The sequence below is a fragment of the Luteibacter sp. NPDC104163 genome, assembly GCF_055584245.1.
Genome location: NZ_JBVJMK010000004.1, coordinates 75,155 through 96,089, shown reverse-complemented (window position 1 = coordinate 96,089; position 20,935 = coordinate 75,155). Strand labels below are relative to the sequence as shown.

The 20,935-nt window shown below is 65.8% G+C and carries 21 protein-coding genes; 15 read left to right on the top strand and 6 right to left on the bottom strand.

What is annotated here, in order from left to right; all coding sequences use genetic code 11:
• Nucleotides 1–23 precede the first annotated feature (23 nt).
• The 11 genes from ACZ6YI_RS06865 to ptsP all read left to right on the top strand — a co-directional run bounded on the left by ACZ6YI_RS06865 (nucleotide 24) and on the right by ptsP (nucleotide 8,970).
• Nucleotides 24–572 (top strand): KdsC family phosphatase, encoded by a 549-nt coding sequence (locus tag ACZ6YI_RS06865; protein WP_440329307.1) that lies wholly within the window; start codon nucleotides 24–26, stop codon nucleotides 570–572.
• Entirely contained in the window at nucleotides 569–1,168 is a 600-nt protein-coding gene (gene lptC / locus ACZ6YI_RS06860; protein ID WP_465777992.1) for an LPS export ABC transporter periplasmic protein LptC, read from the top strand. The genes ACZ6YI_RS06865 and lptC overlap by 4 nt, the downstream gene beginning before the upstream one ends.
• Nucleotides 1,131–1,706 carry a lipopolysaccharide transport periplasmic protein LptA gene (lptA, locus tag ACZ6YI_RS06855; RefSeq protein WP_465777991.1) on the top strand — a complete coding sequence of 192 codons (576 nt, stop codon included), beginning with the start codon at nucleotides 1,131–1,133 and terminating at the stop codon, nucleotides 1,704–1,706. Before lptC ends, lptA begins: the two co-directional genes overlap by 38 nt.
• 4 nt (nucleotides 1,707–1,710) lie before the next feature.
• Nucleotides 1,711–2,430 carry an LPS export ABC transporter ATP-binding protein gene (gene lptB, locus ACZ6YI_RS06850; protein ID WP_465777990.1) on the top strand — a complete coding sequence of 240 codons (720 nt, stop codon included), beginning with the start codon at nucleotides 1,711–1,713 and terminating at the stop codon, nucleotides 2,428–2,430.
• Nucleotides 2,431–2,606: 176 nt separating this feature from the next.
• A complete protein-coding gene (locus tag ACZ6YI_RS06845) occupies nucleotides 2,607–4,088 on the top strand; it encodes an RNA polymerase factor sigma-54 (RefSeq protein ID WP_440325308.1) in 1,482 nt (493 codons plus the stop codon).
• A gap of 118 nt (nucleotides 4,089–4,206) precedes the next feature.
• Nucleotides 4,207–4,554 carry a ribosome hibernation-promoting factor, HPF/YfiA family gene (hpf, locus tag ACZ6YI_RS06840; RefSeq protein WP_440325307.1) on the top strand — a complete coding sequence of 116 codons (348 nt, stop codon included), beginning with the start codon at nucleotides 4,207–4,209 and terminating at the stop codon, nucleotides 4,552–4,554.
• A gap of 80 nt (nucleotides 4,555–4,634) precedes the next feature.
• Nucleotides 4,635–5,585, top strand: a complete 951-nt coding sequence (gene hprK, locus ACZ6YI_RS06835; RefSeq protein ID WP_440325305.1) for an HPr(Ser) kinase/phosphatase — start codon at nucleotides 4,635–4,637, stop codon at nucleotides 5,583–5,585.
• 5 nt (nucleotides 5,586–5,590) lie between these two features.
• Entirely contained in the window at nucleotides 5,591–6,490 is a 900-nt protein-coding gene (gene rapZ / locus ACZ6YI_RS06830; protein ID WP_465777989.1) for an RNase adapter RapZ, read from the top strand.
• A 37-nt stretch (nucleotides 6,491–6,527) separates the two neighbouring features.
• Entirely contained in the window at nucleotides 6,528–6,920 is a 393-nt protein-coding gene (locus ACZ6YI_RS06825; RefSeq protein WP_247333268.1) for a PTS sugar transporter subunit IIA, read from the top strand.
• The gene (locus ACZ6YI_RS06820) at nucleotides 6,913–7,182 is read left to right on the top strand and encodes an HPr family phosphocarrier protein (RefSeq protein WP_465777988.1); all 270 of its coding nucleotides are present in this window, start codon (nucleotides 6,913–6,915) and stop codon (nucleotides 7,180–7,182) included. The genes ACZ6YI_RS06825 and ACZ6YI_RS06820 overlap by 8 nt, the downstream gene beginning before the upstream one ends.
• A gap of 30 nt (nucleotides 7,183–7,212) precedes the next feature.
• Nucleotides 7,213–8,970 carry a phosphoenolpyruvate--protein phosphotransferase gene (gene ptsP, locus ACZ6YI_RS06815; RefSeq protein ID WP_465777987.1) on the top strand — a complete coding sequence of 586 codons (1,758 nt, stop codon included), beginning with the start codon at nucleotides 7,213–7,215 and terminating at the stop codon, nucleotides 8,968–8,970.
• A gap of 93 nt (nucleotides 8,971–9,063) precedes the next feature.
• On the opposite strand, the gene ACZ6YI_RS06810 is transcribed toward ptsP, so the two are convergent.
• The 6 genes from ACZ6YI_RS06810 to ACZ6YI_RS06785 form a co-directional block, all read right to left on the bottom strand.
• The gene (locus tag ACZ6YI_RS06810; RefSeq protein ID WP_465777986.1) at nucleotides 9,064–10,566 is read right to left on the bottom strand and encodes an N-acetylmuramoyl-L-alanine amidase family protein; all 1,503 of its coding nucleotides are present in this window, start codon (nucleotides 10,564–10,566) and stop codon (nucleotides 9,064–9,066) included.
• Between the two features lie 526 nt (nucleotides 10,567–11,092).
• Nucleotides 11,093–11,479, bottom strand: a complete 387-nt coding sequence (locus ACZ6YI_RS06805) for a hypothetical protein (protein ID WP_465777985.1) — start codon at nucleotides 11,477–11,479, stop codon at nucleotides 11,093–11,095.
• Nucleotides 11,476–11,952 (bottom strand): hypothetical protein, encoded by a 477-nt coding sequence (locus ACZ6YI_RS06800; RefSeq protein WP_465777984.1) that lies wholly within the window; start codon nucleotides 11,950–11,952, stop codon nucleotides 11,476–11,478. Before ACZ6YI_RS06800 ends, ACZ6YI_RS06805 begins: the two co-directional genes overlap by 4 nt.
• 106 nt (nucleotides 11,953–12,058) lie before the next feature.
• Nucleotides 12,059–13,435: a S41 family peptidase gene (locus ACZ6YI_RS06795; protein WP_465777983.1), complete on the bottom strand. Its 1,377-nt coding sequence runs from the start codon at nucleotides 13,433–13,435 to the stop codon at nucleotides 12,059–12,061.
• Nucleotides 13,436–13,717: 282 nt separating this feature from the next.
• Complete coding sequence (locus tag ACZ6YI_RS06790; RefSeq protein ID WP_465777982.1) at nucleotides 13,718–16,189, bottom strand: acyl-CoA dehydrogenase; 2,472 nt, start codon at nucleotides 16,187–16,189, stop codon at nucleotides 13,718–13,720.
• A gap of 5 nt (nucleotides 16,190–16,194) precedes the next feature.
• Nucleotides 16,195–17,109, bottom strand: a complete 915-nt coding sequence (locus ACZ6YI_RS06785) for an alpha/beta fold hydrolase (RefSeq protein WP_465777981.1) — start codon at nucleotides 17,107–17,109, stop codon at nucleotides 16,195–16,197.
• A gap of 140 nt (nucleotides 17,110–17,249) precedes the next feature.
• Between ACZ6YI_RS06785 and ACZ6YI_RS06780 the strand changes: the two genes are divergently transcribed.
• The 4 genes from ACZ6YI_RS06780 to ACZ6YI_RS06765 all read left to right on the top strand — a co-directional run bounded on the left by ACZ6YI_RS06780 (nucleotide 17,250) and on the right by ACZ6YI_RS06765 (nucleotide 20,930).
• Entirely contained in the window at nucleotides 17,250–17,837 is a 588-nt protein-coding gene (locus ACZ6YI_RS06780; RefSeq protein WP_247433568.1) for a TetR/AcrR family transcriptional regulator, read from the top strand.
• A gap of 96 nt (nucleotides 17,838–17,933) precedes the next feature.
• The gene (locus ACZ6YI_RS06775; protein ID WP_465777980.1) at nucleotides 17,934–19,724 is read left to right on the top strand and encodes a phosphoenolpyruvate carboxykinase (GTP); all 1,791 of its coding nucleotides are present in this window, start codon (nucleotides 17,934–17,936) and stop codon (nucleotides 19,722–19,724) included.
• Nucleotides 19,725–19,926: 202 nt separating this feature from the next.
• Nucleotides 19,927–20,514 (top strand): RNA polymerase sigma factor, encoded by a 588-nt coding sequence (locus ACZ6YI_RS06770; RefSeq protein ID WP_465777979.1) that lies wholly within the window; start codon nucleotides 19,927–19,929, stop codon nucleotides 20,512–20,514.
• Complete coding sequence (locus ACZ6YI_RS06765) at nucleotides 20,511–20,930, top strand: hypothetical protein (protein ID WP_465777978.1); 420 nt, start codon at nucleotides 20,511–20,513, stop codon at nucleotides 20,928–20,930. Before ACZ6YI_RS06770 ends, ACZ6YI_RS06765 begins: the two co-directional genes overlap by 4 nt.
• Nucleotides 20,931–20,935 lie beyond the last annotated feature (5 nt).

Below are 20,935 nucleotides of genomic sequence, written 5' to 3'. Positions count from 1 at the left end.
ACCGCCCCTGTATCCTTCACGCCATGGCTTACACGCACTACACCGAGATCCCCGCCGACGTCGCCGAACGCGCCGCACGCATCCGCGTGGTCGTATTCGACGTGGATGGCACACTGACCGATGGGCGGCTCTGGTACGCGGAGGACGGTCGCGAGACCAAGGTCTTCCACGTCCATGACGGCCTGGGCCTGAAGCGTCTGCAGGAAAACGGCATCAAGGTCGCGATCATCACGGCGCGCATCAGCCACCCGGTTTCGCTGCGTGCCGAGGAGCTGGGCATCCAGCACGTCTACCAGGGCCAGAAGGACAAGCGCGCCACGCTTAACGCACTGCTCGAGGCCCTGCGCCTGGAGCCGGCCGAAGCCGCCTTCGTCGGCGACGACCTGCCGGATCTGCCCGCCATGGGCATCGCCGGCCTTGCCGTCGCGGTCGCCAACGCCCATCCGTGGGTCGCCGAGCGCGCCCACTGGCGCACCCGCCTGACCGGCGGCTACGGCGCCGCCCGCGAAGTGGCTGACATGATCCTGGCCGCGCAGGGCAAGGCCGAAGCCGAGCGGGACCGCTGGCTGTGAGCGTCTTCAACCTGTTCAAGGACCGCAGCGCCACCGGAACCTCGGCCATCCTCGCCGCGGTCCTGGGTGCCAGCGTGCTGCTGTACTACTGGGTGGCCCCGGCGAAGAAGGTTGACGACTTCGTGGGTCCGCCCCGTTCGGGCTATGTGCTGACCAACTTCGACCTCGATTCGTACAACGAGGAAGGCAAGCCCGCCTTCAAGCTCATCGCGCCCCACCTGGAGCGCCGCGAGGGCGATGAATCGCTGTACATCAATGCGCCGAATTTCGTGCTGCCCCCGACCAAGGACACGACCGCGCCGCCGTGGACCGGCCACTCCCAGTACGGCTGGGTGAACAAGGACGGCACGATGCTCAAGCTCCAGGGCCTGGTCCACATGGACCGCGTGGCGTTCGCCACCAGCCCGCCGGCCAGCATCGATACCTCTGAGGTCACCGCATGGCCCAAGGAGAACCGCCTGGAAACGGCCGAAGCGGCGCGTATCGTTCAGGGAAGCTCTACAATGAACGGCATCGGCATGCGTGCCAACCTCGACACCAAGCACCTGGAGCTCCTCGATGCAGTCCACACCACGTACCAGCCACGCAAGCGCTAAGGCATTGTTCGCGGCTTGCGGGGTGGCGCTCCTTGCGCTCGCCACGCCGGTCATGGCGAAAAAATCGGACCGCAACGAAGAAGTCCATGTCGACGCCAAGACGTTCGATGGCTCGCAGCAGCCGCAGGGCATCGTGATCTATACCAACAAGGTCGTGATCACGCAGGGCACCCTGAAGATCACGGGTGACAAGGCCACGGTTTACCTCAACGACGATAATTCGGTGAAGCGTGCGGTGATCGATGGCAAACCCGCGACGGTCCAGCAGCAGGACGAAGTGGGCAACTGGATGCACGGCCGCGCCAGCAACATCGATTACGACAACGAGACCAGCGTCGCGATCCTTACCGGCAACGCCCACGTCGACCAGCCCAACAAGGGCACGTCGGATGGCGACAAGCTGACGTACAACACGGAAGACAGCACGATGAAGGGCGAGAGCAACGGCACGTCCACCATCCACATGACCTTCCAGCCGAAGACCCAGCCAGGCGCCGCCCCCGCGGCCAAGCCGGCGGACAACACGAAGAAGCCCTGACACGATGCTTTCAGCCCAAGGCCTGCAGAAGCGGTTCCGCGCCCGCCAGGTGGTACGCGATTTCGCCTTTTCCATCCGCGAAGGTGAAGTGGTGGGCCTGCTCGGCCCCAACGGCGCCGGTAAGACCACCTGCTTCTACATGGTGGTCGGCCTGATCCAGGCCGACGCAGGCCAGATCAAGCTGGACCAGCAGGACATCACCGGCCTGCCCATGCATGCGCGCGCCAAGCTCGGCATCGGCTACCTGCCGCAGGAAGCCTCGGTGTTCCGCCGCCTCAGCGTGGCCGACAACATCCTGGCCGTGCTGGAACTGCGCGACAACATGACCCAGAAGCAGCGCGAGGACGAACTCGAGAGCCTGCTCGACGAGCTGAAGATCTCGCATATCGCCGAACAGAAGGGCATCAGCCTTTCCGGTGGCGAACGCCGCCGTGTGGAGATCGCCCGCGCCCTCGCCGCCCGCCCGCGTTACATGCTGCTCGATGAGCCGTTTGCCGGCGTCGACCCGATTTCGGTGGGCGAAATCCAGCGCATCGTCCGCCACCTGAAGGAACGCGGCATCGGCGTGCTCATCACCGACCACAACGTCCGTGAAACCCTGGGCATCTGCGACCGCGCCTACATCCTCAACGACGGCGAGGTGCTCTCCAAGGGCACCCCCCAGCACATCCTGGCCGACGAAAAGGTCCGCGAGGTGTATCTGGGCCGTGAATTCCGGATCTGATTTCGCCTTTGTGGGAGCGCGCTTGCGCGCGATGGGGGCTCCCGCAGCCCCCATCGCGCGCAAGCGCGCTCCCACGACTACGCAGAATCGGCCGGGCGGCATAGGCGTGCAGGGCGGCTGGTTTAGGGGGGCCGCGAGGGGTTAGGATGGCTCGGTAACCCGATCTTGCGAAGGTAATGAAACCCGGACTTCAGTTTCGCCTGCATCAGCAGCTCACGCTGACGCCACAGCTCCAGCAGGCCATCCGCCTGCTCCAGTTGTCGCAGCTGGAGCTCGAGGCCGAACTCCGCCAGATCGCGGAAAGCAACCCGCTGCTCGAGTTCGCGGAAGACGCCGAGGCGGAAGCGGACGCGCCGGAAGAAAGCGCCAGCTTCGACGAGGCCATGGAGTACCGGGCCCGTGACGAGCAGCCCGCCAAGGCGACCCGCGAGGAAGAATCCACCGCATCGCCCTCCGACGAACTTACGCCGGACTGGGACGACGACCGTTTCCAGGGCGAGGCCGGCGACTACGCGGGCGCCCCGTCACGTAATGGTGGCGGCGACGAAGAAGGCTTCGAGCCGCAGAACGCGGCACCGGAAAGCCTCCAGCAACACCTCGAATGGCAGCTCAACCTCTCCCAGTTCACCCAGCGCGACCACGCCATCGCCACGGCGATCATTCATGCGCTGGACGAAGACGGCTACCTGCGTGATGGCTGCGAGGCGGTCCAGACGGCCCTGCGCGAATTCCACTGCGAGCTCGACGAGATCGAAGCGGTGCGCAAGCGCATCCAGCGCTTCGATCCGACCGGCATCGCCAGCCTGGACCTGCGCGACTGCCTGCTCTGCCAGCTCAGCCAGTTCTCCGAAGAAACACCCCAGCGCAACCTCGCCATCCGGATCGTCACCGACGAGATCGAGCTGCTGGCGCGCAACGATACCGGCAAGATCGCCCGGCGCCTCAAGGCCGCCGAGGCCGATGTCGCCGTCGCCGCCTCACTCATCCGCAGCCTGGATCCCCGGCCCGGTGCCGCGCTGGACGCCACCCCGGTCGAATATGTGGCACCGGATGTCTACGCGCGCCGCGAGAACGGCCGCTGGCGGGTCAGCCTCAATCCGGATGCCCAGCCCCGGCTGGGCCTGAACCAGCATTACTGCAACCTGATCGCCCGTGCCCGCGGCGATGACGCCACCTGGATGAAAGGCCAGCTCCAGGAAGCCCGCTGGCTGCTGAAGAGCCTGCAATCGCGTGCCGAGACGCTGACCAAGGTCGCCGAGGTGATCGTCCGCCGGCAGAGCGCCTTCCTCGATTACGGCCCCGAGGCCATGCACCCGCTGGTGCTACGCGAGGTGGCCGAGGAGGTGGGCATGCACGAATCGACCATTTCCAGGGTGACCACGCGCAAGTACATGCACACGCCGCGCGGTACCTTCGAGCTGAAACATTTCTTTTCGAGCGGCGTGGCCACGGAAGACGGCGGCAGCGCGTCCGCGACGGCCATCCAGGCCATGCTGCGCAAGCTGATCACGGCGGAAGACCCGCGTCGCCCGCTGTCCGACCAGGCCCTCGCGGAGGAATTCCATCGACGCGGTATTCAGGTCGCACGCCGTACGGTGGCCAAGTACCGTGAAGCGATGCGCATCCCCAGTTCCAGTGAACGCGTTCGCGCGAGTTAAGCGCGGCGCGGAACCCCCTCGGAGGATCACGGTCCCATAGTCGACAGGTTCAGGAGCGGCACCCGCCACTCCCCTCTCGCCGCCCCAGCGGCGGCACCCTCAGCAAGAAGGAGGCGTCATGCAAATCCAGATCAGCGGCCAGCACATCCAGATCACCCCTGCCCTGCGCGAGCGCGTGGAACAGCAAATCGGCCGCTTCGAACGCCTTTTCGACAACATCACCGCCTTAGATGTCGTGCTATCCGTGGATAAGGCTGAACACAAGGTGGGCGGAACGCTCCACTGTTCGGGCACCCGGCTCCACGCCGAGGGCATCATCCGCCAGGAAGACGGCACGATCGGCGATGGCATGTACAAGGCCATTGACGCCATGATCGCCAAGCTCGCCGACCAGCTGAAAAAGCATAAGGAAAAGCTTAAGGACCACCACAACAGCGAGGTCCGCGAGGCCCGCGCCGCCACGTAAAGCCCCCAGGCGGCCTGTGGCACAATATAAGCAAGCCGGTACCCCTGCGTACCGGCTTTCTTTTTGACAGGAACCCCCGCGTGGATCGGCTCACCGCCAGACAACTCTTCGACGGCGTCCATGAACGCATGGCCCTGCGCTGGATCGCGGGCATGCGTGGCGAAGCCCGTGTCCTGGAGCCGAACGCCAAGCTCAGCCGCCGCCCCTCGCTGGTCGGCTACCTGAACGTGATCTACCCCAACAAGGTGCAGATCATCGGTACCGAGGAGCTGAACTACCTCGACGGGCTGGATTCCCGCCAGCGCTGGGAAGCGATCCACAAGATCGCGGCGTACCAGCCGGCCGCGCTCATCGTCACGAAGGACCAGGCGATCCCGCCGGACCTTCGCGAGGTGGCCGAGGAAACCGACACCCCGCTCTGGCAGAGCACCAAGCGCGGCCACGAGCTGCTCACCTACCTGCAATACCACCTGGCGCGCACGCTGGCCCCGCGGGTCACCCTGCACGGCGTGTTCCTCGAGGTGTTCTCGATCGGTGTCCTGATCACCGGCGACCCCGGCTCGGGCAAGAGCGAGCTGGCCCTGGAACTCATCAGCCGCGGCCACCGCCTGGTCGCCGATGACGCCACCGAATTCACCCTGATCGCCCCGGATGTCATCGATGGCGCCTGCCCGGAGCTGCTGCAGGACCTGCTCGAGGTCCGCGGCCTGGGCGTCCTAAACATCCGCGAGATGTTCGGCCACACGGCGGTCAAGCCGTCGAAGTACCTTCGCCTGGTGATCCACCTGAAGCCGATGAAGGATGGCGAGGAGACCGACGCGATGACCCGCCTCACCGGCGATGTCAGCAGGCGCAACGTGCTGGACGTCGACGTACCCAAGATCACCATCCCCGTAGCGCCTGGCCGCAACCTGGCGGTGCTTGTGGAGGCGGCCGTGCGCAACCATGTACTGAAGAGCAAGGGCATCGATCCCGCCCAGACCTTCATCGACCGCCAGGCGCACCAGATGCGCCGGTTCTCCCCGTGGTGACCCCGGTGAACGACGAGCTCCTCAAAGGCCCCATCATCGAAGCCGGCGCCATCCACCTGGTGGTGCTCACCGGCATGTCCGGTGGCGGCAAGACCGTCGCCCTCCGCGCGCTGGAGGACCTGGAGTTCTACTGCGTCGACAACATGCCGGCGGAACTCATCCCGCAGCTGGTCGCCGCCGTCAGCCAGGGCGAGCACGGTCCGCGCCGTCGCATCGCCGTGGGCGTGGACGTACGCAACCGTCGCTCCGACCTCGAGCGCATGCCGCACGTGCTGTCGGAGCTCTCGAGCGCCGGCCTCCACGTACACCTGATCTTCCTGGACAGCCGCGACGACGTCCTGATCAAGCGCTATTCGGAGACGCGCCGCCGCCATCCACTGGCGGCCGAGCGCCGTTCCCTCGCCGATTCCATCGCGGAAGAGCGCCGTCTGCTGCGCCCGCTGGTCTCGATCGCCGAGAAGGTCATCGATACCTCGGAGCTCAACGTCCACCAGTTGCGCCGGCTGTTCGCGACCGGCTACGCGGCGGCCAGCGATGGCACCACGCTGCTGTTCGAATCGTTTGCTTACCGCCGCGGGCTGCCGTCCGACGCGGATTTCGTCTTCGATGCCCGCTGCCTGCCCAACCCGCACTGGGACCCGCGCCTGCGGCCGTTCTCGGGCAAGGACCAGCCGGTGCGCGAATACCTCGACGCGCAGCCCATCGTGGGCGAATACTATGCCGACGTGGCGCGCTGGCTGGATACCTGGCTACCGCGCTTCGAAGGCGAGGACCGCAGCTACGTCACGGTCTCCATCGGCTGCACGGGCGGTCGCCACCGCTCGGTGTATCTCGTGGAGCGCCTTGCCCGGCATTTCCGCGAGGGACGCGGCAACGTACTGACTTTCCATCGTGAGCTCGAATGAGCACCTTTAGCTTTCCCTGCCAGCCGGAGTACCTGCGATGAGCGTCGGCGTGCTCCTTATGACGCACGAAGCCGTGGGCCAGGCCCTGGTCTCCGCCGCGCGCCATGTGATGCCCAAGCTCCCGCTCACGGTGGATGCCGTGGAGGTGCCACCCGGCGCCGACCCGGACATCATGCGCTCGCTTACCGCGAAGCATGCCCGCGAGCTCGATACGGGCGATGGCGTACTGGTGCTGGCCGACCTCTACGGCGCCACGCCGTGCAACATCGGCCTCTCGCTGGGCGCGCTGGGCGTGAAGCTCCGCTGCGTGTCCGGCCTGAACCTGCCGATGCTGCTCCGCGTCCTCAACTACTCTGAAAAATCGTTGCCCGAACTGGCGGAAGTCGCCGCCACCGGTGGCCGCGGAGGGATCTTCATCGATCATGCTTGAACAGGAAATCACGGTATCCAACCGGCTTGGGCTGCATGCCCGCGCATCGGCCAAGCTCGTCCAGCTGGTCTCCAGCTTCAAGGCCACGGTGCACCTCATTAGCAAGGGACGCGAAGTGAACGCGCAAAGCATCATGGGGGTCATGATGCTGGCGGCGGGCATGGGCTCGGTGCTGATGGTGCGCGCCGAAGGCGATGATGAAGCGGCCGCGCTGGCCGCCGTCATCGCCCTGTTCAACAACAAGTTCGACGAAGGGCAGTAACAGCATGGGCGCCAGGGGGGCGAAGCACGCATGAGGTACCAGCTGACCGGCAACGCCGCATCCCGGGGCATGGCCCTGGGCCGGGCGCGTCTGGTCCAGCCGAGCCTGTACACGGCTGACATGCGCATGCTCGAGGACGCGGAAGTCGCGCCCGAACTGGACCGCCTGCACAAGGCCCTGGACCATGCGCGCGCCGAGCTGCGCGAACTGCGCGGCAAGCTGCACGGCGCGCTGGCCCGCGAGGTTGGCGACTTCATCGATGCGCATAGCCTGCTGCTCGATGACGAGGAGCTGCTGCGCGGCCTCGATGAACTGATTTCCGTCGGACACTACACCGCCAGCGCCGCGCTCAAGATGCAGCGCGACCGCCTCGCGGCGGTGTTCGACGCCATGAACGACCCGTACCTGAAGAGTCGCGGCGAAGACATCGACCAGGTCATCGGCCGGGTCATGTCCGCGCTCTTCCAGCAATCCAGCCGCGAAGAGCGCAAGCTTGCGGCGCGCGTCGGCGAGATCATCGTCAGCGATACCGTCGCTCCCGCCGACATGGCCAGCCTGGCCGGCCAGGGCATGCTCGGCGTGGTCGCCAGCGCGGGCAGCATCTACTCGCACAGCGCGATCCTGGCGCGCAGCTTCAACCTGCCCATGCTGGTGGGTACGAAGGATGCGCTCGCCACCATCAACGATGACGACCTTGTCCTGATCGACGCCGAGCGCGGCGAGGTTATCGTCCACCCCACCGCCCAGGATCTCGCCCGCTACCGGCAGTGGCAGCGCCAGGCCGCCGCCGAAGGCCGGCGCCTCGCTGAGCTCGCTTCCGCCCGGACGCTGACCCGCGATGGCGCGCATGTGCGTCTGTTCGCGAACGCGGAGCTCGCCGGCGATGTGACCCTCGCGCGCTCACGTGGTGCCGACGGCGTGGGCCTGTATCGCTCCGAATTCCTGTTCCTGCGCCAGCGCGGCCTGCCCAGCGAGGACGAGCAGTTCGCGGCGTACCGCGACGTCGTGCTCGGCATGGGCGGCCTGCCGGTCACCATCCGCACGCTCGATCTCGGCGCCGACAAGGCCGACGCCGCCGGGCTTGCCATCCGTGGCGAAGACAACCCGGCGCTGGGCGTGCGCGGCATCCGCCTCTCGCTGCGCTACCCCGATATCTTCCTGGTCCAGTTGCGCGCGATCCTCCGCGCCGCCTGCTACGGCCCGGTGCGCGTGCTGGTGCCGATGGTCACCCACATCGGCGAGCTCATCGAGGTCCGCAAGCTGATCAAGAAGGCCCGCGAGCAGCTTTCGCTCGAAGACCAGGAACTGCCCGAGCGACTCGACATCGGCGCCATGATCGAAGTCCCCGCCGCCGCGATCGGCGTAACGTCGATCCTGCAGAAAGCCGACTTCCTCGCCATCGGCACCAACGACCTCGCCCAGTACACGCTGGCCGCCGACCGCAACAACGATGCCCTCGAAGGCATCTACGACCCGCTGCAGCCGGCGTTCCTGCGCCTCATCGCACACATCATCGCCTCGGCGCGCCGCGCGAAGAAGCCGGTAAGCCTGTGCGGCGAAATCGCCGGCGACACCCAGTTCACCGCCCTGCTCCTGGCCATGGGCCTCGAAGAATTCTCGATGCACCCGGGCCAGCTGCTACAGGTCCGCGACCGCCTGACCAGCCTCGACTGCGCTGCGCTGCGTCGTGCCGCGCCGCATCTGTTCCGCTCGCATACGCGCGATGAGGTCGAAGAACGGTTGCTGGCGGTAGTCGCCAAACAGGATGGCTGCGCCGGCGCAGCCTGAGTCACCCGCCAAAAAAGGAAGCGCGCCCCGACGCTTTGTGGGAGCGCGCTTGCGCGCGATAGCGACAGGCACACCAAGTGCGCCATGGGCCCATTACCCCGCCGTACAAGCCACCTTAAGCGTCGCCGGCACGGCACGCACTCCATCAGAATCTCGCGCCGTCACTGACAACGTGACGGGTGACCGCTCGACGTCCTCACGCCGACAGAGATATTGAACCTTGAACTTATCAAGCTCCTTCGTGCTGAACAGCATCTTGTCTTTGTTATGGCAACCGCGACCGGTGCAGGCCACGTCCTTTGACCAGATTGTGATGGGAAACCGGGGATTTCCTTTGAGGCTGAGAGGCACGTGCACGTCCACACCAACTCGCCCGTTAACGTCGTCAAAGGGGCTGACCGCGAAATCTCCGCAGGGCAAGTTGTTCCTGTACAGGCGGTAGCCCTTTGCGACGCCGCGCATGGCGAGGCCCTGAAAGCTGCGATCCTGAAGGAAAACAGCGTCTCCGGGATTGGTATGAAAGCCCACCTCGACGATCACGGACGGCATCTTCGCGCGATTATTCTCCCCCTTCTTCGAGTTCAAGGTCGGCTTACTGGCAACCGTGTAGCCAGAGAACCGATCGTCGGTCCGAAGCAACTCCCGCGCCGAGCAAAGGATTCGTTCAGCCAACGACTTGTCTTCAGAGCGGTCGGCGACAAAAGCACGGAGTCCGCTCGCGGAAGAGTCCCCGCTAGCATTCGTGTGAATATGCAAAAGCGCGTCAGCCTTCACGTGATTGGCGTACAGAGGGCGACTGCGAATGTCCTCGTCTCGTTGCTGCATGGAGCTTTTCGTGTCGGGCCCGGATCGCCAGACGTTCACGAGCTTCGGATACTTCTGTTCAAGCTGGTACCGTACCGCGAGACGCCACCACGGCTGCCCACTGGGCTGGTTTGCGAAAGGCTGTCGCTCCGGCCGAAGGTTTTCCACCCGCATATCGTCGCGTTCCAACGCATCTTCGAGATGACCCGCGATCACGGTCGTTATATCGTCCTCAAGAACGTCATTCGTCGTATCTCGCTGAGCCCGCCAATCCTTGAACTTCCCGTGAAAGTAAAAGCCGTGTCCCGGCGAAATCACCAGTAAGGGCCGCGAATCTGCGTCTCGCTTCCTGCGTCCCGTTGATGGCTCCTCGCTTGCAGAGGGAGATTCATCGCGCCAAGGTTCGACTTCCTCCCCTCCATACAGAAGCTTCAAACCTGTTGTTCCTCCGATCCTCTGCATGAGGGGCTGTAGCACGTCGAACATGTAGTCGACCAGATCTTCGGTTTCGGCGCTCTCGGCGTACTTTACCAAGCGCTGATCGAGATCAACGGTGATGACATTGCTCTCCTCATCGAGTCCCACTGTTGCGCTCAGCGACCACGGAAAGTCTTCAAAGAAATGTCTTCCTGAAGTCTTTTCGTCTACTACGCGTTGCATGTCTGTAATCAGTCCCTGCCGCTCGACTGGGTCCATCATCACTATCGTCTTTGGACCCAATTCCTCCCCCGGCGTGCCATAAGCCACTGAAATACATGCGCTGCATACAGCAGCAAGTAGCGTCATTTTCATTCGGCGCCGTTTCATCGAACCATTCCAGTTACGCCGCACATCGCGACACGGAAATGATCCGAAACAGGGGGCGCCGCGATCAGTCGATGAAGCCCTTGCAGTCGTGAAGTCCCTTCCACCCACGCCGCGTCGGCGTCATCTGACAACGTCGTCCGTCTGACACTCGCCGACGAGTGAAGCGACAGGATCCCGTGGATCAACGCCCGAGCCTGAAGCTCCTAACCGCGCCGACAACTCCCGGATGCCGCACGAGAAGCCGCCGACGATTGGTGCCCGCGTCAGATCGGCGAGAGCAGCCCATACAAGCGACCCGTCGCCAGGATCTTCATCAAGGCAAGCCTTCAAGTAGATGATTTGATCCACCTCGGTCTGGAGATGAGCGACCGGGTCCCATCGAGTAAACATCGCGTCCATTGAGTGCCTCTTGTATGCGGGCGCATACGATAGGCCTTCCGGAGCGCGCCTTTGCCAGGGACTACGATGGTGACGGCGTTCACCTACATGTCGTAGCGGCAAAGGCCCCGTGTCAGGCAGGACGCGGGAACATGTGCTTCCCCTCACAGATCGTCTGGAAGACCACCGCGTTCGCGAGCCCAAAGAGCGCGCCGTAAGCCGTGCCAGTCGGCGAGAGGATAACCATCCCGGTTACGGCCCCATACGCGCATATCGGTGTCCAGCGGCGCGAGCCGCGGCGGTGCAGCCACAAGGCAAACGGGAGGCCGAACATCAGGGTCGCGACCGCCGAAACAAGCCCGACAACGACGAATACCAACAGCAATAGGTAGAAGTGGTCCGAGGACCAGTTGAGACGCGAGACGACGTACGCCACTACCAGGGACGGCGTCGCAAGCGAACTGGCGAAAGCAGCGTGCAGCAGGTCATCGTCGCTCGCGGCCGTACTCGCGCTCGTCATCGACTCCCACCCGAATGCGCACGCCGAACCATAAGCGGCGGCCGAAGGATCGCGCACAGAAGCACGCCAGCGAACAGCCCGGGCATCGCGCCCATCGTGGCGACAGGAACCAGGTTGTCGAGGGATACGGTCCCTCGCACGTACAACATGGTCGGCACGACGTAGACCGACACACCAATAACTGCCGACAACAACAGCGTGCTCGTCCACGCGACGGCGTGGTTTCGACGCATCCATGCCATGAGCGGCCACGCGATGAAGATCGATACCGCCAGCGCGAAAGGCATGCCGATCAGGTACCCGATTTCGAGCATGCCGATGGCATCGCTTAGGCTAAGGTGCGCGTGCTCCGGCCCCGACCACAGCCAGATCCAGCAGAGCACGCCTGGGGGCGCAGCAAAGCTGGCTACAGTCAGCGCAAGGGGCAATGGCACTCCTGATAGTGACTGCCGCTCGGTTACCGCACGCTCCATGGTCCACCCTCATCTTCGCCAGTGGGTGGAGATGCTAGGGGTCTGCCCTAGCAGGACAGTGGCCAGACGAAGACACGGGGGCGGCCGTATTCGGACAGTCGGCTGCTCACCGATGCGTCAGCCACTCCGTCGCCCGGTCGAGCACGGCCTCATCACCGACGCGCTCGTCCGGTTCGACAGCTTTGCCGAAGACCTGTCCGTGTCGGTCAACGTCGATGGCCCCCTTCAGCGCGAGCTGGCTGCCATCGCCTAGCCGGAAGAGCGCGTTGGCGCTTGCCTGCCCGGAGGTCGTTGAACCAAACGAACGGGTGACGGGCCTGCCGTGGAAGGCGATGGCCACCATCTCGCCCGCACTCGACGTGTGCGGCCCAAGGATCACCGCGACGGGAACGGCGGCGAGGTCGACAGCGGGCTTTCGTTCGAACGAGAGCTCGCGGCCGGCGTAAACCGCGTGATCCGGCTTGCCCGGTGTACGGTAGGCGCCCACCGGCTCGCTGCCCAGCAACGACTGGATAGCTCCAAGCATCGGGGGGACTGCACCGCCGGTGTCCTTGCGCAGGTCGACGATCCAGCCGTGCGTCACGGAAGGCGCGTCTTTCTCGATCGCAGTGGCGATGGTTTCGACGTAGCGCCGTCGCGCGTCGTCCGGCCCGGTGAAGCCCGGCAGCATCGCGTACCCCACGCCACCGGGTAGCACTTTCACGACGGGCGTCTCGCGCGTTCCTTCATTGCTCGCCATGGATGTCGCCCACGCGGCGTCCATGAAGAAGCTGTGGCCATCGTCGAGCTTCTTGATCGCATCGCGGATCGCGGGATACGCCTTCGCCGCCGGTTCGCCGCTCGCGAGACCCGTATGCGCCACCTTGAGGAACGCATCCCAATCGACCGCGTCAGCGGCGAGCGCATGTGCGCGGATGGTCGCGACAGCTTCATCCAACAACGCAGGTGCGTCCACATTCACGGTGGCGGCGTCTGCGACGGTGAGCCGAAGGTGGGCGGCATTCGCTTGCCCATCGCCAAAGAGCAGCACGCCCAGCACCACATCCTTCGCGTCCTTTGGAATGGTCAGCCGGACGCTGCGCAACACCGCTGGCTCACCGTCGCGCACGGCAAATCGTTGCTGCGTGGTCTGAAACGTGTGCGCTGCTGGCGTCGGGCCGTCCGTGCGCAACCAGATCGCCGCGTTCGTGGCACCACCGGTAATCGCCAGGTTGCCGGTCAGGGTGATGTCCTTGCCGACGAATGGAGCGGCGTCGAACCCGGCCATCAGGCCGCCGGCGGGACTGCTGCTGCCCGGCTGACGAGACACCGTCACGGCGGCGCCTTCGGCCGACCAGAGCTTGCCGGAGGCATTCACCGAGTAGGCATGCCTGTCACCGACCGGTGCCCAGGTCATGGTCGGTGTAAGGCCCTGGGATCCCACTGCCGTCTTCACGCACAGGACCAACGTGAGTGCGGCGAGCGACCAGTACGGCTTGCGCATGGGATATCCGTCCGACGTCTGTCATCCGAGTTGGTCCGAATGCTAGAGCGGTTTGCGCGGTATTTCTGTAGGCGGATGCCTACAAGAAGTGGCATGGCGACCCTGGCGCTGCTGGGTCGGCTGCGTATCGCGCGCAAGCGCGCTCCCACAAGAGCGCGAGCGGCTCTGGGAGTGAGCCGCAACGCCTGGGAGCGCGCTTGCGCGCGATGGGCTCGCGTCAAACAAACCAAAAAAAGGGCCGGCAATAAGCCGGCCCTTTCATCACTCAACCATCGCAAGCCATCAAGCCGCCCGCGATGCTTCCATCTTCTCCGCCTTGGCGGCGGCGCCAGCCTTCAGCTCATCGCTGTCGAAGTCGTCCACCGAGATGAACTCGGCGACTTCGTCGCGCACGCGCTGCAGCAGTTCGCGCTCGGCTGCCGTGATCGCGCCGAGCTTCTCGGCTTCCGCCAGCTGCTCGTTGTAGGTGTGCGCGCGGAGCTGGCCACCCTTGAACGCCTTCAGGAACTTGCGCTCCACCGGCTCGGCGGCGATCACGTCCGGCAGCACCGCGTTCATGCGGCCCACCGTGTTGTTCGCGGTCGGGGTGAGGTAGGTCCAGGTGGTCAGGCGGTCACGGGCTTCGCTGGGCGCAGTGATCAGCGCGGCGACGCGGCGGCCGAGGCGATCCGACGGCGGCACTTCGCGGCGGCCGAACGGGAACACCAGGGCGCGGAGCAGCCACGCCACCGGACGCACCGGGAAGTTACGGATCACGCCATCCAGCGCCATCTGCATGCGCCACACGCACTCGTGGAACGCCCAGGCCAGCAGCGGACGGTCCGCTTCCGGACGGCCGGTGTCCTCGTAACGCTTGAGCATGGCGCTGGCGATGTACAGGTACGACAGCGTATCGCCCAGGCGGGCCGAGAGCTTTTCCTTGAACTTCAGCTTGCCGCCGAGCACGCCCATCGAGACGTCGGCGCACAGCGCCAGCGCCGCCGAGTAGCGGTTGAGCTTGCGGTAGTAACGGCGGGTGTAGGCATCGCCCGGGGCATCGCCGATGCGCGCGGCGGTCAGGCCGAGCACGAAGCTGCGCACCGCATTGGAGAAGCCGAAACCGATGTGGCCGAACAGCGCCTTGTCGAAGGTCTTCAGGCGCTCGCGGTAATCCGCGATGTTCAGCGCCTGCATTTCCTTCAGCACGTAGGGATGGCAGCGGATCGCACCCTGGCCGAAGATCATCAGGCTGCGCGTCATGATGTTCGCGCCTTCCACCGTGATCGCGATCGGCACGCTCTGCCAGCCGCGGCCCATGTAGTTTTTCGGGCCAAGGATCACGCCCTTGCCGCCGTGCACGTCCATCGCATCGGAAGCGATCTGGCGGCACCACTCGGTAGCGTGGTACTTGGCGATCGCCGACGGCACCGCCGGCTTTTCACCGCGATCCACGGCAGCCGCCGTCGCACGCGACAGCGCCTGGGTGGCATAGGTCAGGCCGCCGATGCGGGCCAGCGCTTCTTCCACGCCTTCGAAACGGCCGATGGCCAGGCCGAACTGCTTGCGCATGCGAGCGTAGGCGCCGGTGGCGGCGACCGCCATGCGCGACGCGCCGGTGGCGTTCGACGGCAGCGAGATGGCACGGCCCACGGAGAGGCATTCGACCAGCATGCGCCAGCCCTGCCCCGCCATGTGCGGGCCGCCGATCAGCACGGAGAGCGGGACGAACATATCCTTCGCGTGGATCGGGCCGTTCTGGAACGGCGTGTTGAGGGGGAAGTGGCGGCGGCCGATTTCCATCCCCGGGGTTTCGCGCGGCAGCAGCGCCAGCGTGATGCCCAGGTCTTCCTTGTCGCCCAGCAGCTTGTCCGGGTCGTACATGCGGAACGCGAGGCCGACGATCGTGGCGATCGGGGCGAGCGTGATGTAACGCTTGTCGAAGGTGAGCTTGATGCCGACGGTTTCCTCGCCGTTCCACATGCCCTTCGTGACAATGCCGAAGTCAGGGATCGAGGTCGCATCCGAACCGGCGTACGGGCCGGTCAGCGCGAAGCAAGGGATCTCGCGACCATCGGCCAGGCGCGGCAGGTAATGGTTCTTCTGCTCATCGCTGCCGTAGTGCATGAGCAGTTCGCCCGGGCCGAGCGAGTTGGGCACGGCCACCGTGGAGGCCAGCGTCTGCGACATGCTGGAGAGCTTCTGCAACACGGCCGAATGGGCCAGCGCGGAGAAACCCAGGCCGCCGTAGCTCTTCGGGATGATCATGCCGAAGAACTTGTTCTTCTTGATGAACTCCCAGACGTTCGGCGGCAGGTCGGCCAGCTCGTGGGTGATCTGCCAGTCGTCGATCATGCCGCAGAGTTCTTCGACGGGGCCGTCGAGGAAGGCCTGCTCTTCCACCGACAGCTCCGGCTTCGGCTGCTTCAGCAGCTCCGACCAGCGCGGCATGCCCGAGAACAGCTCGCCTTCGAAGCCGACCGTGCCGGCCTCGAGCGCGGTCTGCTCGGTTTCCGACAGCTTCGGGGTGCCCTTCGCGAACACGGAGAGCAGCGGCGCGCTGATCTTCTTGAGGCGGAAATCGACCATGAGCAGCGGCAGGGCAATGGCCGCCAGCAGGATCAGCACGATGATGGTGGTCACCGGGGCACCCGCGAGGAAGCCCACGACCAGCGTGGTGGCCGCCGTGGCGATAGCCCACGTCTTCAGGGACGTGCGGTGGTAGGCACATGCACCAGAGGCAATCAGTGCCGCCAGTACAACCAGGATCGCAGACATGAATATCACCTCGTAACGTCGTCGTAGTGCTTGGGGGGTGTCGCTTGAAGGGTTTGCATGAACGCTGCGATTTCGCGCGTGAACGCGTCGTTCGCATCGCCGGCCACCATGTGCGTCGCGTCGGCAAGCGACACGTGGCGCGCGTGGGGAACCAGGCGGAGGAATTCTTCAACAGTGTGGCTTGAGACCACGTCGCTGCGGGCTCCGGAGAGCAGCAGCACCGGCACCTGCACGCGCGCCGCGGCGGCGAACAGGCGCGGCTGGTAGCGCTCGCTTTCTTCGACCAGGCCATCGAGCAGGGCCGGATCCCAGTGCCAGCGCAGGCGGCCATCGCCACCCTGGCGCAGCAGGGGCCTCAACTGGTCCTCGGTCTTGCGCTCACGGCGCTGCGGCAGGTAGGCCTCGATCGCCGAGGCGGCCTCGTCGTAGCTGGCGAAACCGTTGGGGTGGGCGCGCATGAAGCCGAGGATACGTTCCACACCACGGGTTTCCCATCGTGGCGTGATATCGACCAGCACCAGTGCCGAGAACGGGCATGGGCCTTCCGCCTCGCCAGCAGCGACCAGCGCCAGGAGCCCGCCCATCGATGCCCCGACGACGACCGGCCGCGGGCCGTCTTCGGGCGTGGCAACGCTGGCCACGGCGAGCAGGTCGGAGACGAACTGCTCCATGTGGTAATCGCCGCGCGGCACGCGCTCGCTCTCGCCGTGCCCACGGGCATCGAACGTGAGTGCGGAGAAGCCCTGCGCGGCCAGCGCACGCGCGCTTCCCGCCCAGGCATGGCGGGTCTGGCCGAAGCCGTGCGCGAACAGCAACGCAGGCTGGCGCTCGCCTTCCCAGCGCTCACCGGCCAGCAGGATGCCGTCCAGACCGGTGGCCCGGACAGGGGTGGAAACGAAGGTAGTGGGCTCGGCAACCATACGGCCGAGTATGTGGGTGGTCGCAGGCCACGTCAATACGGCGCCGTACGGTCATGTAACGGCCGGAAAGTCAAGGTCTTACGCAGCACGTACGGTAGCGGATGGATTGCAAACGGGCGCTTTCCCGCTACCATGCGCCGATGAACGACGCCAAGAACGAACGAGTCCGTCTCTCCGCCGAAGACTGGGAAGACGGTGCCCTGGCCCTGATCGCCGAACAGGGCGTCGGCGCGCTGGCTGTGGAGGCGCTCGCTCGCCGCCTCGGTGTGACGAAAGGCAGCTTTTACTGGCATTTCCGCACGCGCGAAGCCCTGCTACAGGCCGCGCTGGAGCGCTGGGAAGAATACGGCGAACGCGAAGTGCTGGCGGAGATCGAGCGCATCGCCGATCCGCGCAAGCGCCTGCCGGAACTGTTCCGCCGTGTCGCTCACGAACTGCAGCCGCACCGCGTTTACGCGGCCCTGCTGAAAGCGCTGGACCACCCCCAGGTGGTGCCGGTCATGGCGCGCGTCTCGCAGCGGCGCATGGATTTCCTGACCCGCATGTACCAGGAGGCTGGGCTGGAGCCCATCGTCGCCCTGCACCGCGCGCGACTGACCTACGCCGCGTACGTCGGCTTCCTGCAGCTCAACTTCACCCTGGGCCTGCCGCGCCTCTCGCACGACGAGTTCGATGCGTACGTGGAGCACGTCATCAGCACGCTCACCCCGGCCAAGCCCGAGGAATGACCTGAACGGCGCCGCAAAATTGCTGCGCCGTGCCTTGTAAATACCACGAGCCGCAAACTACTGTCTCCACAGGCAATTACGTGGAGACCACACCGGATGGGTTCGCAAGGCAGTTCACTGGAAGCACTGAATCGATGGGTTGACGACGTCGCCCGCCTGACGGAGCCCGCCTCCGTCGTGTGGTGTGACGGGTCGGATGCGGAATACGCGCGGCTTGTCGAAACCATGCTCGCCAGCGGTGATCTTCTCCCGCTCAACGAGAAGACCAACCCACGCAGCTACCTGCACCGGTCCCACCCGTCCGACGTAGCCCGCGTGGAGCACCTCACCTTCGTGTGCACGCCGGAGGAAGAAGACGCGGGCCCGAACAACCACTGGATGGCGCCGGCGGATGCCCACGCGAAGATCGACGCCCTGTTCGAAGGCGCGATGCGTGGCCGCACCATGTACGTGATCCCTTACTGCATGGGCCCGATCGATTCACCGATCTCGCGCTGCGGCGTCGAGATCACCGATAGCCCCTACGTCGTCGCCAACATGCGGATCATGACCCGCATGGGCGCGCCGGCACTCGCGCGCATCGAGCGCGAAGGCCGCTTCGTGAAGGGGCTGCACTCCACGGGCGAGCTCGACCCCGAGCGCCGCTTCATCATGCATTTCCCCGAGGAGCTCTCGATCAAGTCGTACGGCTCGGGCTACGGCGGCAACGCGCTGCTCGGCAAGAAGTGCCACGCGCTGCGCATCGCCAGCCACCAGGCGCGCAAGGAAGGCTGGCTCGCCGAGCACATGCTGATCGTCGGTATCGAGAACCCGAAGGGCGAGAAGCACTACATCGCCGCCGCGTTCCCGTCGGCCTGCGGCAAGACCAACCTGGCCATGCTCATCCCCACCGAGGGCTACCGCAAGGCGGGCTGGAAGGTGTGGACGGTCGGCGACGACATCTGCTGGATGACCCCGGGCGCCGATGGCCGCCTGTGGGCGATCAACCCGGAAGCCGGCTATTTCGGCGTCGCACCGGGTACGGGCGCGAACACGAATCCGGCCGCGCTGGAAACGCTGGGCCACGATGCGATCTTCACCAACACGGCCATCACCGCCGATGGCTGCCCGTGGTGGGAAGGCCTGGGCGAAGGCGAGCCGGTGATGGATTGGCAGGGCCGCCCCTATAACGCCGCGAACGGCCCAGCCGCGCACCCGAACTCGCGCTTTACCGTGTCGGCGAAGCAGTGCCCGAGCTGGGCACCGGAGTCGGAAGACGCCACGGGCGTGCCCATTTCCGCGATCGTCTTTGGCGGCCGCCGGCCATCGCTGGTGCCGCTGGTGTTCGAAGCGAAGGACTGGGCGCACGGCGTGCTGGTCGGCGCATCGATGGGCTCGGAAACCACCGCCGCCGCGACCGGTGCGGTCGGCGTCCTGCGCCGCGACTCCATGGCGATGAAGCCCTTCTGCGGCTACAACTTCGCCGACTACTTCGCCCACTGGCTCTCGTTCGACAAGCCGGGCGCGAAGCTGCCGCGCATCTTCCACGTCAACTGGTTCCGCAAGGACGCCGACGGCCGCTTCATGTGGCCGGGCTACGGCGAAAACCTGCGCGTGCTGGACTGGATGATCGAGCGGGTCGAGGGCAAGGCGGCCGGCAAGAGCACCCCGATCGGCACCGTGCCGGCCCGGGGCGAGCTCAACACGGCCGGCCTGGATGTCTCCCCGGCCACCGTGGACGAGCTCCTGCATGTCGATGTCGAGGGCTGGATCGAGGAGCTCAACGCCATCGGCACCTACCTCGACGGCTTCGGCGCACGCATGCCCGAACGCCTGAAGGCCGAGCGGGCCCGCGTGAGCGAGGCCCTGGAAGCTGCCCAAGAACGCCGCGGCGAGCGGGTGGCTTAAGCGCCCTCGCCCTGGGACCCTGTGGATTGAGACCCTGTGGGAGCGCGCTTGCGCGCGATGGGTGGTGACGCAGCCCCCATCGCGTGCAAGCACGCTCCCACAGCACGCGCCCACAGCGCGCTCCCCCGCAGCCTCCCCCGCCCTGTGGCGGTCTCGTGACCGATTAAACCGTTTCCCCCTTGTCGGCATCCAAGCTGGCAAGATGAACGCCCTATGCCTCGCCGCCACATCCTTCATGCAGCCTGAGCTGCCCGCCGCGACGTCGGATGACGAGACCGTGCGCGCGGCCATGGCCGGCGACCGCAAGGCCTTCGAGATCCTCTACCGCCGCCACGCCGACCGCGTGTACGGCGCCATCCTCCGCCTCGCCGCGTTCGACCACGCCCGGGCGGAAGACCTCACCCAGGAAGCTTTCATCCGCGCCTGGCAGAAGCTGGAAAGCTTCCGCTTCGAGAGCGCCTTTGGCACCTGGGTGTACCGCCTCGCGGTGAACGTGGCACTCATGTCCATACGTGCCCGCAACGCCGATCCCGTCAGCATCGTCGACGACGAACACCTGCCTGACATCACCGATCCCGATCATCCGCTGCGCTCGCTCGAGCGCGATGAACTGGAAAAAGCCATTGCGGGCCTGCCCCCACGGGCCCGTGCCGTCCTCGTCCTGCACGACGTGGAAGGCTGGAAACACGAGGAAATCGCCGTCGAACTCGACATGGCGGTGGGGTCCTCCAAAGCACAGTTGCACCGTGCGCGCGGCCTGCTCCGCCGCATGCTGGGAGAAAGGCCATGAACGAACTCGAATACCTGCGCCAGATGCGCTCGCTCAACCGCCCCACCGCGCCCCGGCGCGACCTGTGGGCCGGCATCGAAGCCCGGCTGGATGAAACCCCGGCCGTCGCGACCCCGCGCCACCGCCGCGCGCAGCCCTGGCTGATGGCCGCCGCCATCGCCGCCGTCGCCGTGCTCAGCGGCGGCATCGGGCTGCACCTGGCGCCCGGCGGCAGCGATGCGGTGCCCGAGGCCCGCACGGCCTGGAAGCCCGCCGATCCGCGCCTCACCGGCGCCGCGGTGGAGCTGGATGCAGCACACATGGAGCTTACCCAGGCCATGAAGGATTCCCCGCAGTCCGCCGCCCTGCAGCGGCTCCTGCAGAAAACCGAACGCCAGCGTGATCGCCTGCGCAACATCGACAAGCAGGCCGGCTAAAACCG

Bases quoted from the DNA above. Each gene is read 5' to 3' on its own strand.
- ACZ6YI_RS06865 (WP_440329307.1), top strand. From the start codon at position 24: ATGGCTTACACGCACTACACCGAGATCCCCGCCGACGTCGCCGAACGC.
- lptA (WP_465777991.1), top strand. From the start codon at position 1,131: ATGCAGTCCACACCACGTACCAGCCACGCAAGCGCTAAGGCATTGTTC.
- lptB (WP_465777990.1), top strand. From the start codon at position 1,711: ATGCTTTCAGCCCAAGGCCTGCAGAAGCGGTTCCGCGCCCGCCAGGTG.
- ACZ6YI_RS06845 (WP_440325308.1), top strand. From the start codon at position 2,607: ATGAAACCCGGACTTCAGTTTCGCCTGCATCAGCAGCTCACGCTGACG.
- hpf (WP_440325307.1), top strand. From the start codon at position 4,207: ATGCAAATCCAGATCAGCGGCCAGCACATCCAGATCACCCCTGCCCTG.
- ACZ6YI_RS06825 (WP_247333268.1), top strand. From the start codon at position 6,528: ATGAGCGTCGGCGTGCTCCTTATGACGCACGAAGCCGTGGGCCAGGCC.
- ACZ6YI_RS06820 (WP_465777988.1), top strand. From the start codon at position 6,913: ATGCTTGAACAGGAAATCACGGTATCCAACCGGCTTGGGCTGCATGCC.
- ptsP (WP_465777987.1), top strand. From the start codon at position 7,213: ATGAGGTACCAGCTGACCGGCAACGCCGCATCCCGGGGCATGGCCCTG.
- ACZ6YI_RS06810 (WP_465777986.1), bottom strand. From the start codon at position 10,566: ATGAAAATGACGCTACTTGCTGCTGTATGCAGCGCATGTATTTCAGTG.
- ACZ6YI_RS06805 (WP_465777985.1), bottom strand. From the start codon at position 11,479: ATGACGAGCGCGAGTACGGCCGCGAGCGACGATGACCTGCTGCACGCT.
- ACZ6YI_RS06800 (WP_465777984.1), bottom strand. From the start codon at position 11,952: ATGGAGCGTGCGGTAACCGAGCGGCAGTCACTATCAGGAGTGCCATTG.
- ACZ6YI_RS06795 (WP_465777983.1), bottom strand. From the start codon at position 13,435: ATGCGCAAGCCGTACTGGTCGCTCGCCGCACTCACGTTGGTCCTGTGC.
- ACZ6YI_RS06790 (WP_465777982.1), bottom strand. From the start codon at position 16,189: ATGTCTGCGATCCTGGTTGTACTGGCGGCACTGATTGCCTCTGGTGCA.
- ACZ6YI_RS06785 (WP_465777981.1), bottom strand. From the start codon at position 17,109: ATGGTTGCCGAGCCCACTACCTTCGTTTCCACCCCTGTCCGGGCCACC.
- ACZ6YI_RS06780 (WP_247433568.1), top strand. From the start codon at position 17,250: ATGAACGACGCCAAGAACGAACGAGTCCGTCTCTCCGCCGAAGACTGG.
- ACZ6YI_RS06775 (WP_465777980.1), top strand. From the start codon at position 17,934: ATGGGTTCGCAAGGCAGTTCACTGGAAGCACTGAATCGATGGGTTGAC.
- ACZ6YI_RS06770 (WP_465777979.1), top strand. From the start codon at position 19,927: ATGAACGCCCTATGCCTCGCCGCCACATCCTTCATGCAGCCTGAGCTG.
- ACZ6YI_RS06765 (WP_465777978.1), top strand. From the start codon at position 20,511: ATGAACGAACTCGAATACCTGCGCCAGATGCGCTCGCTCAACCGCCCC.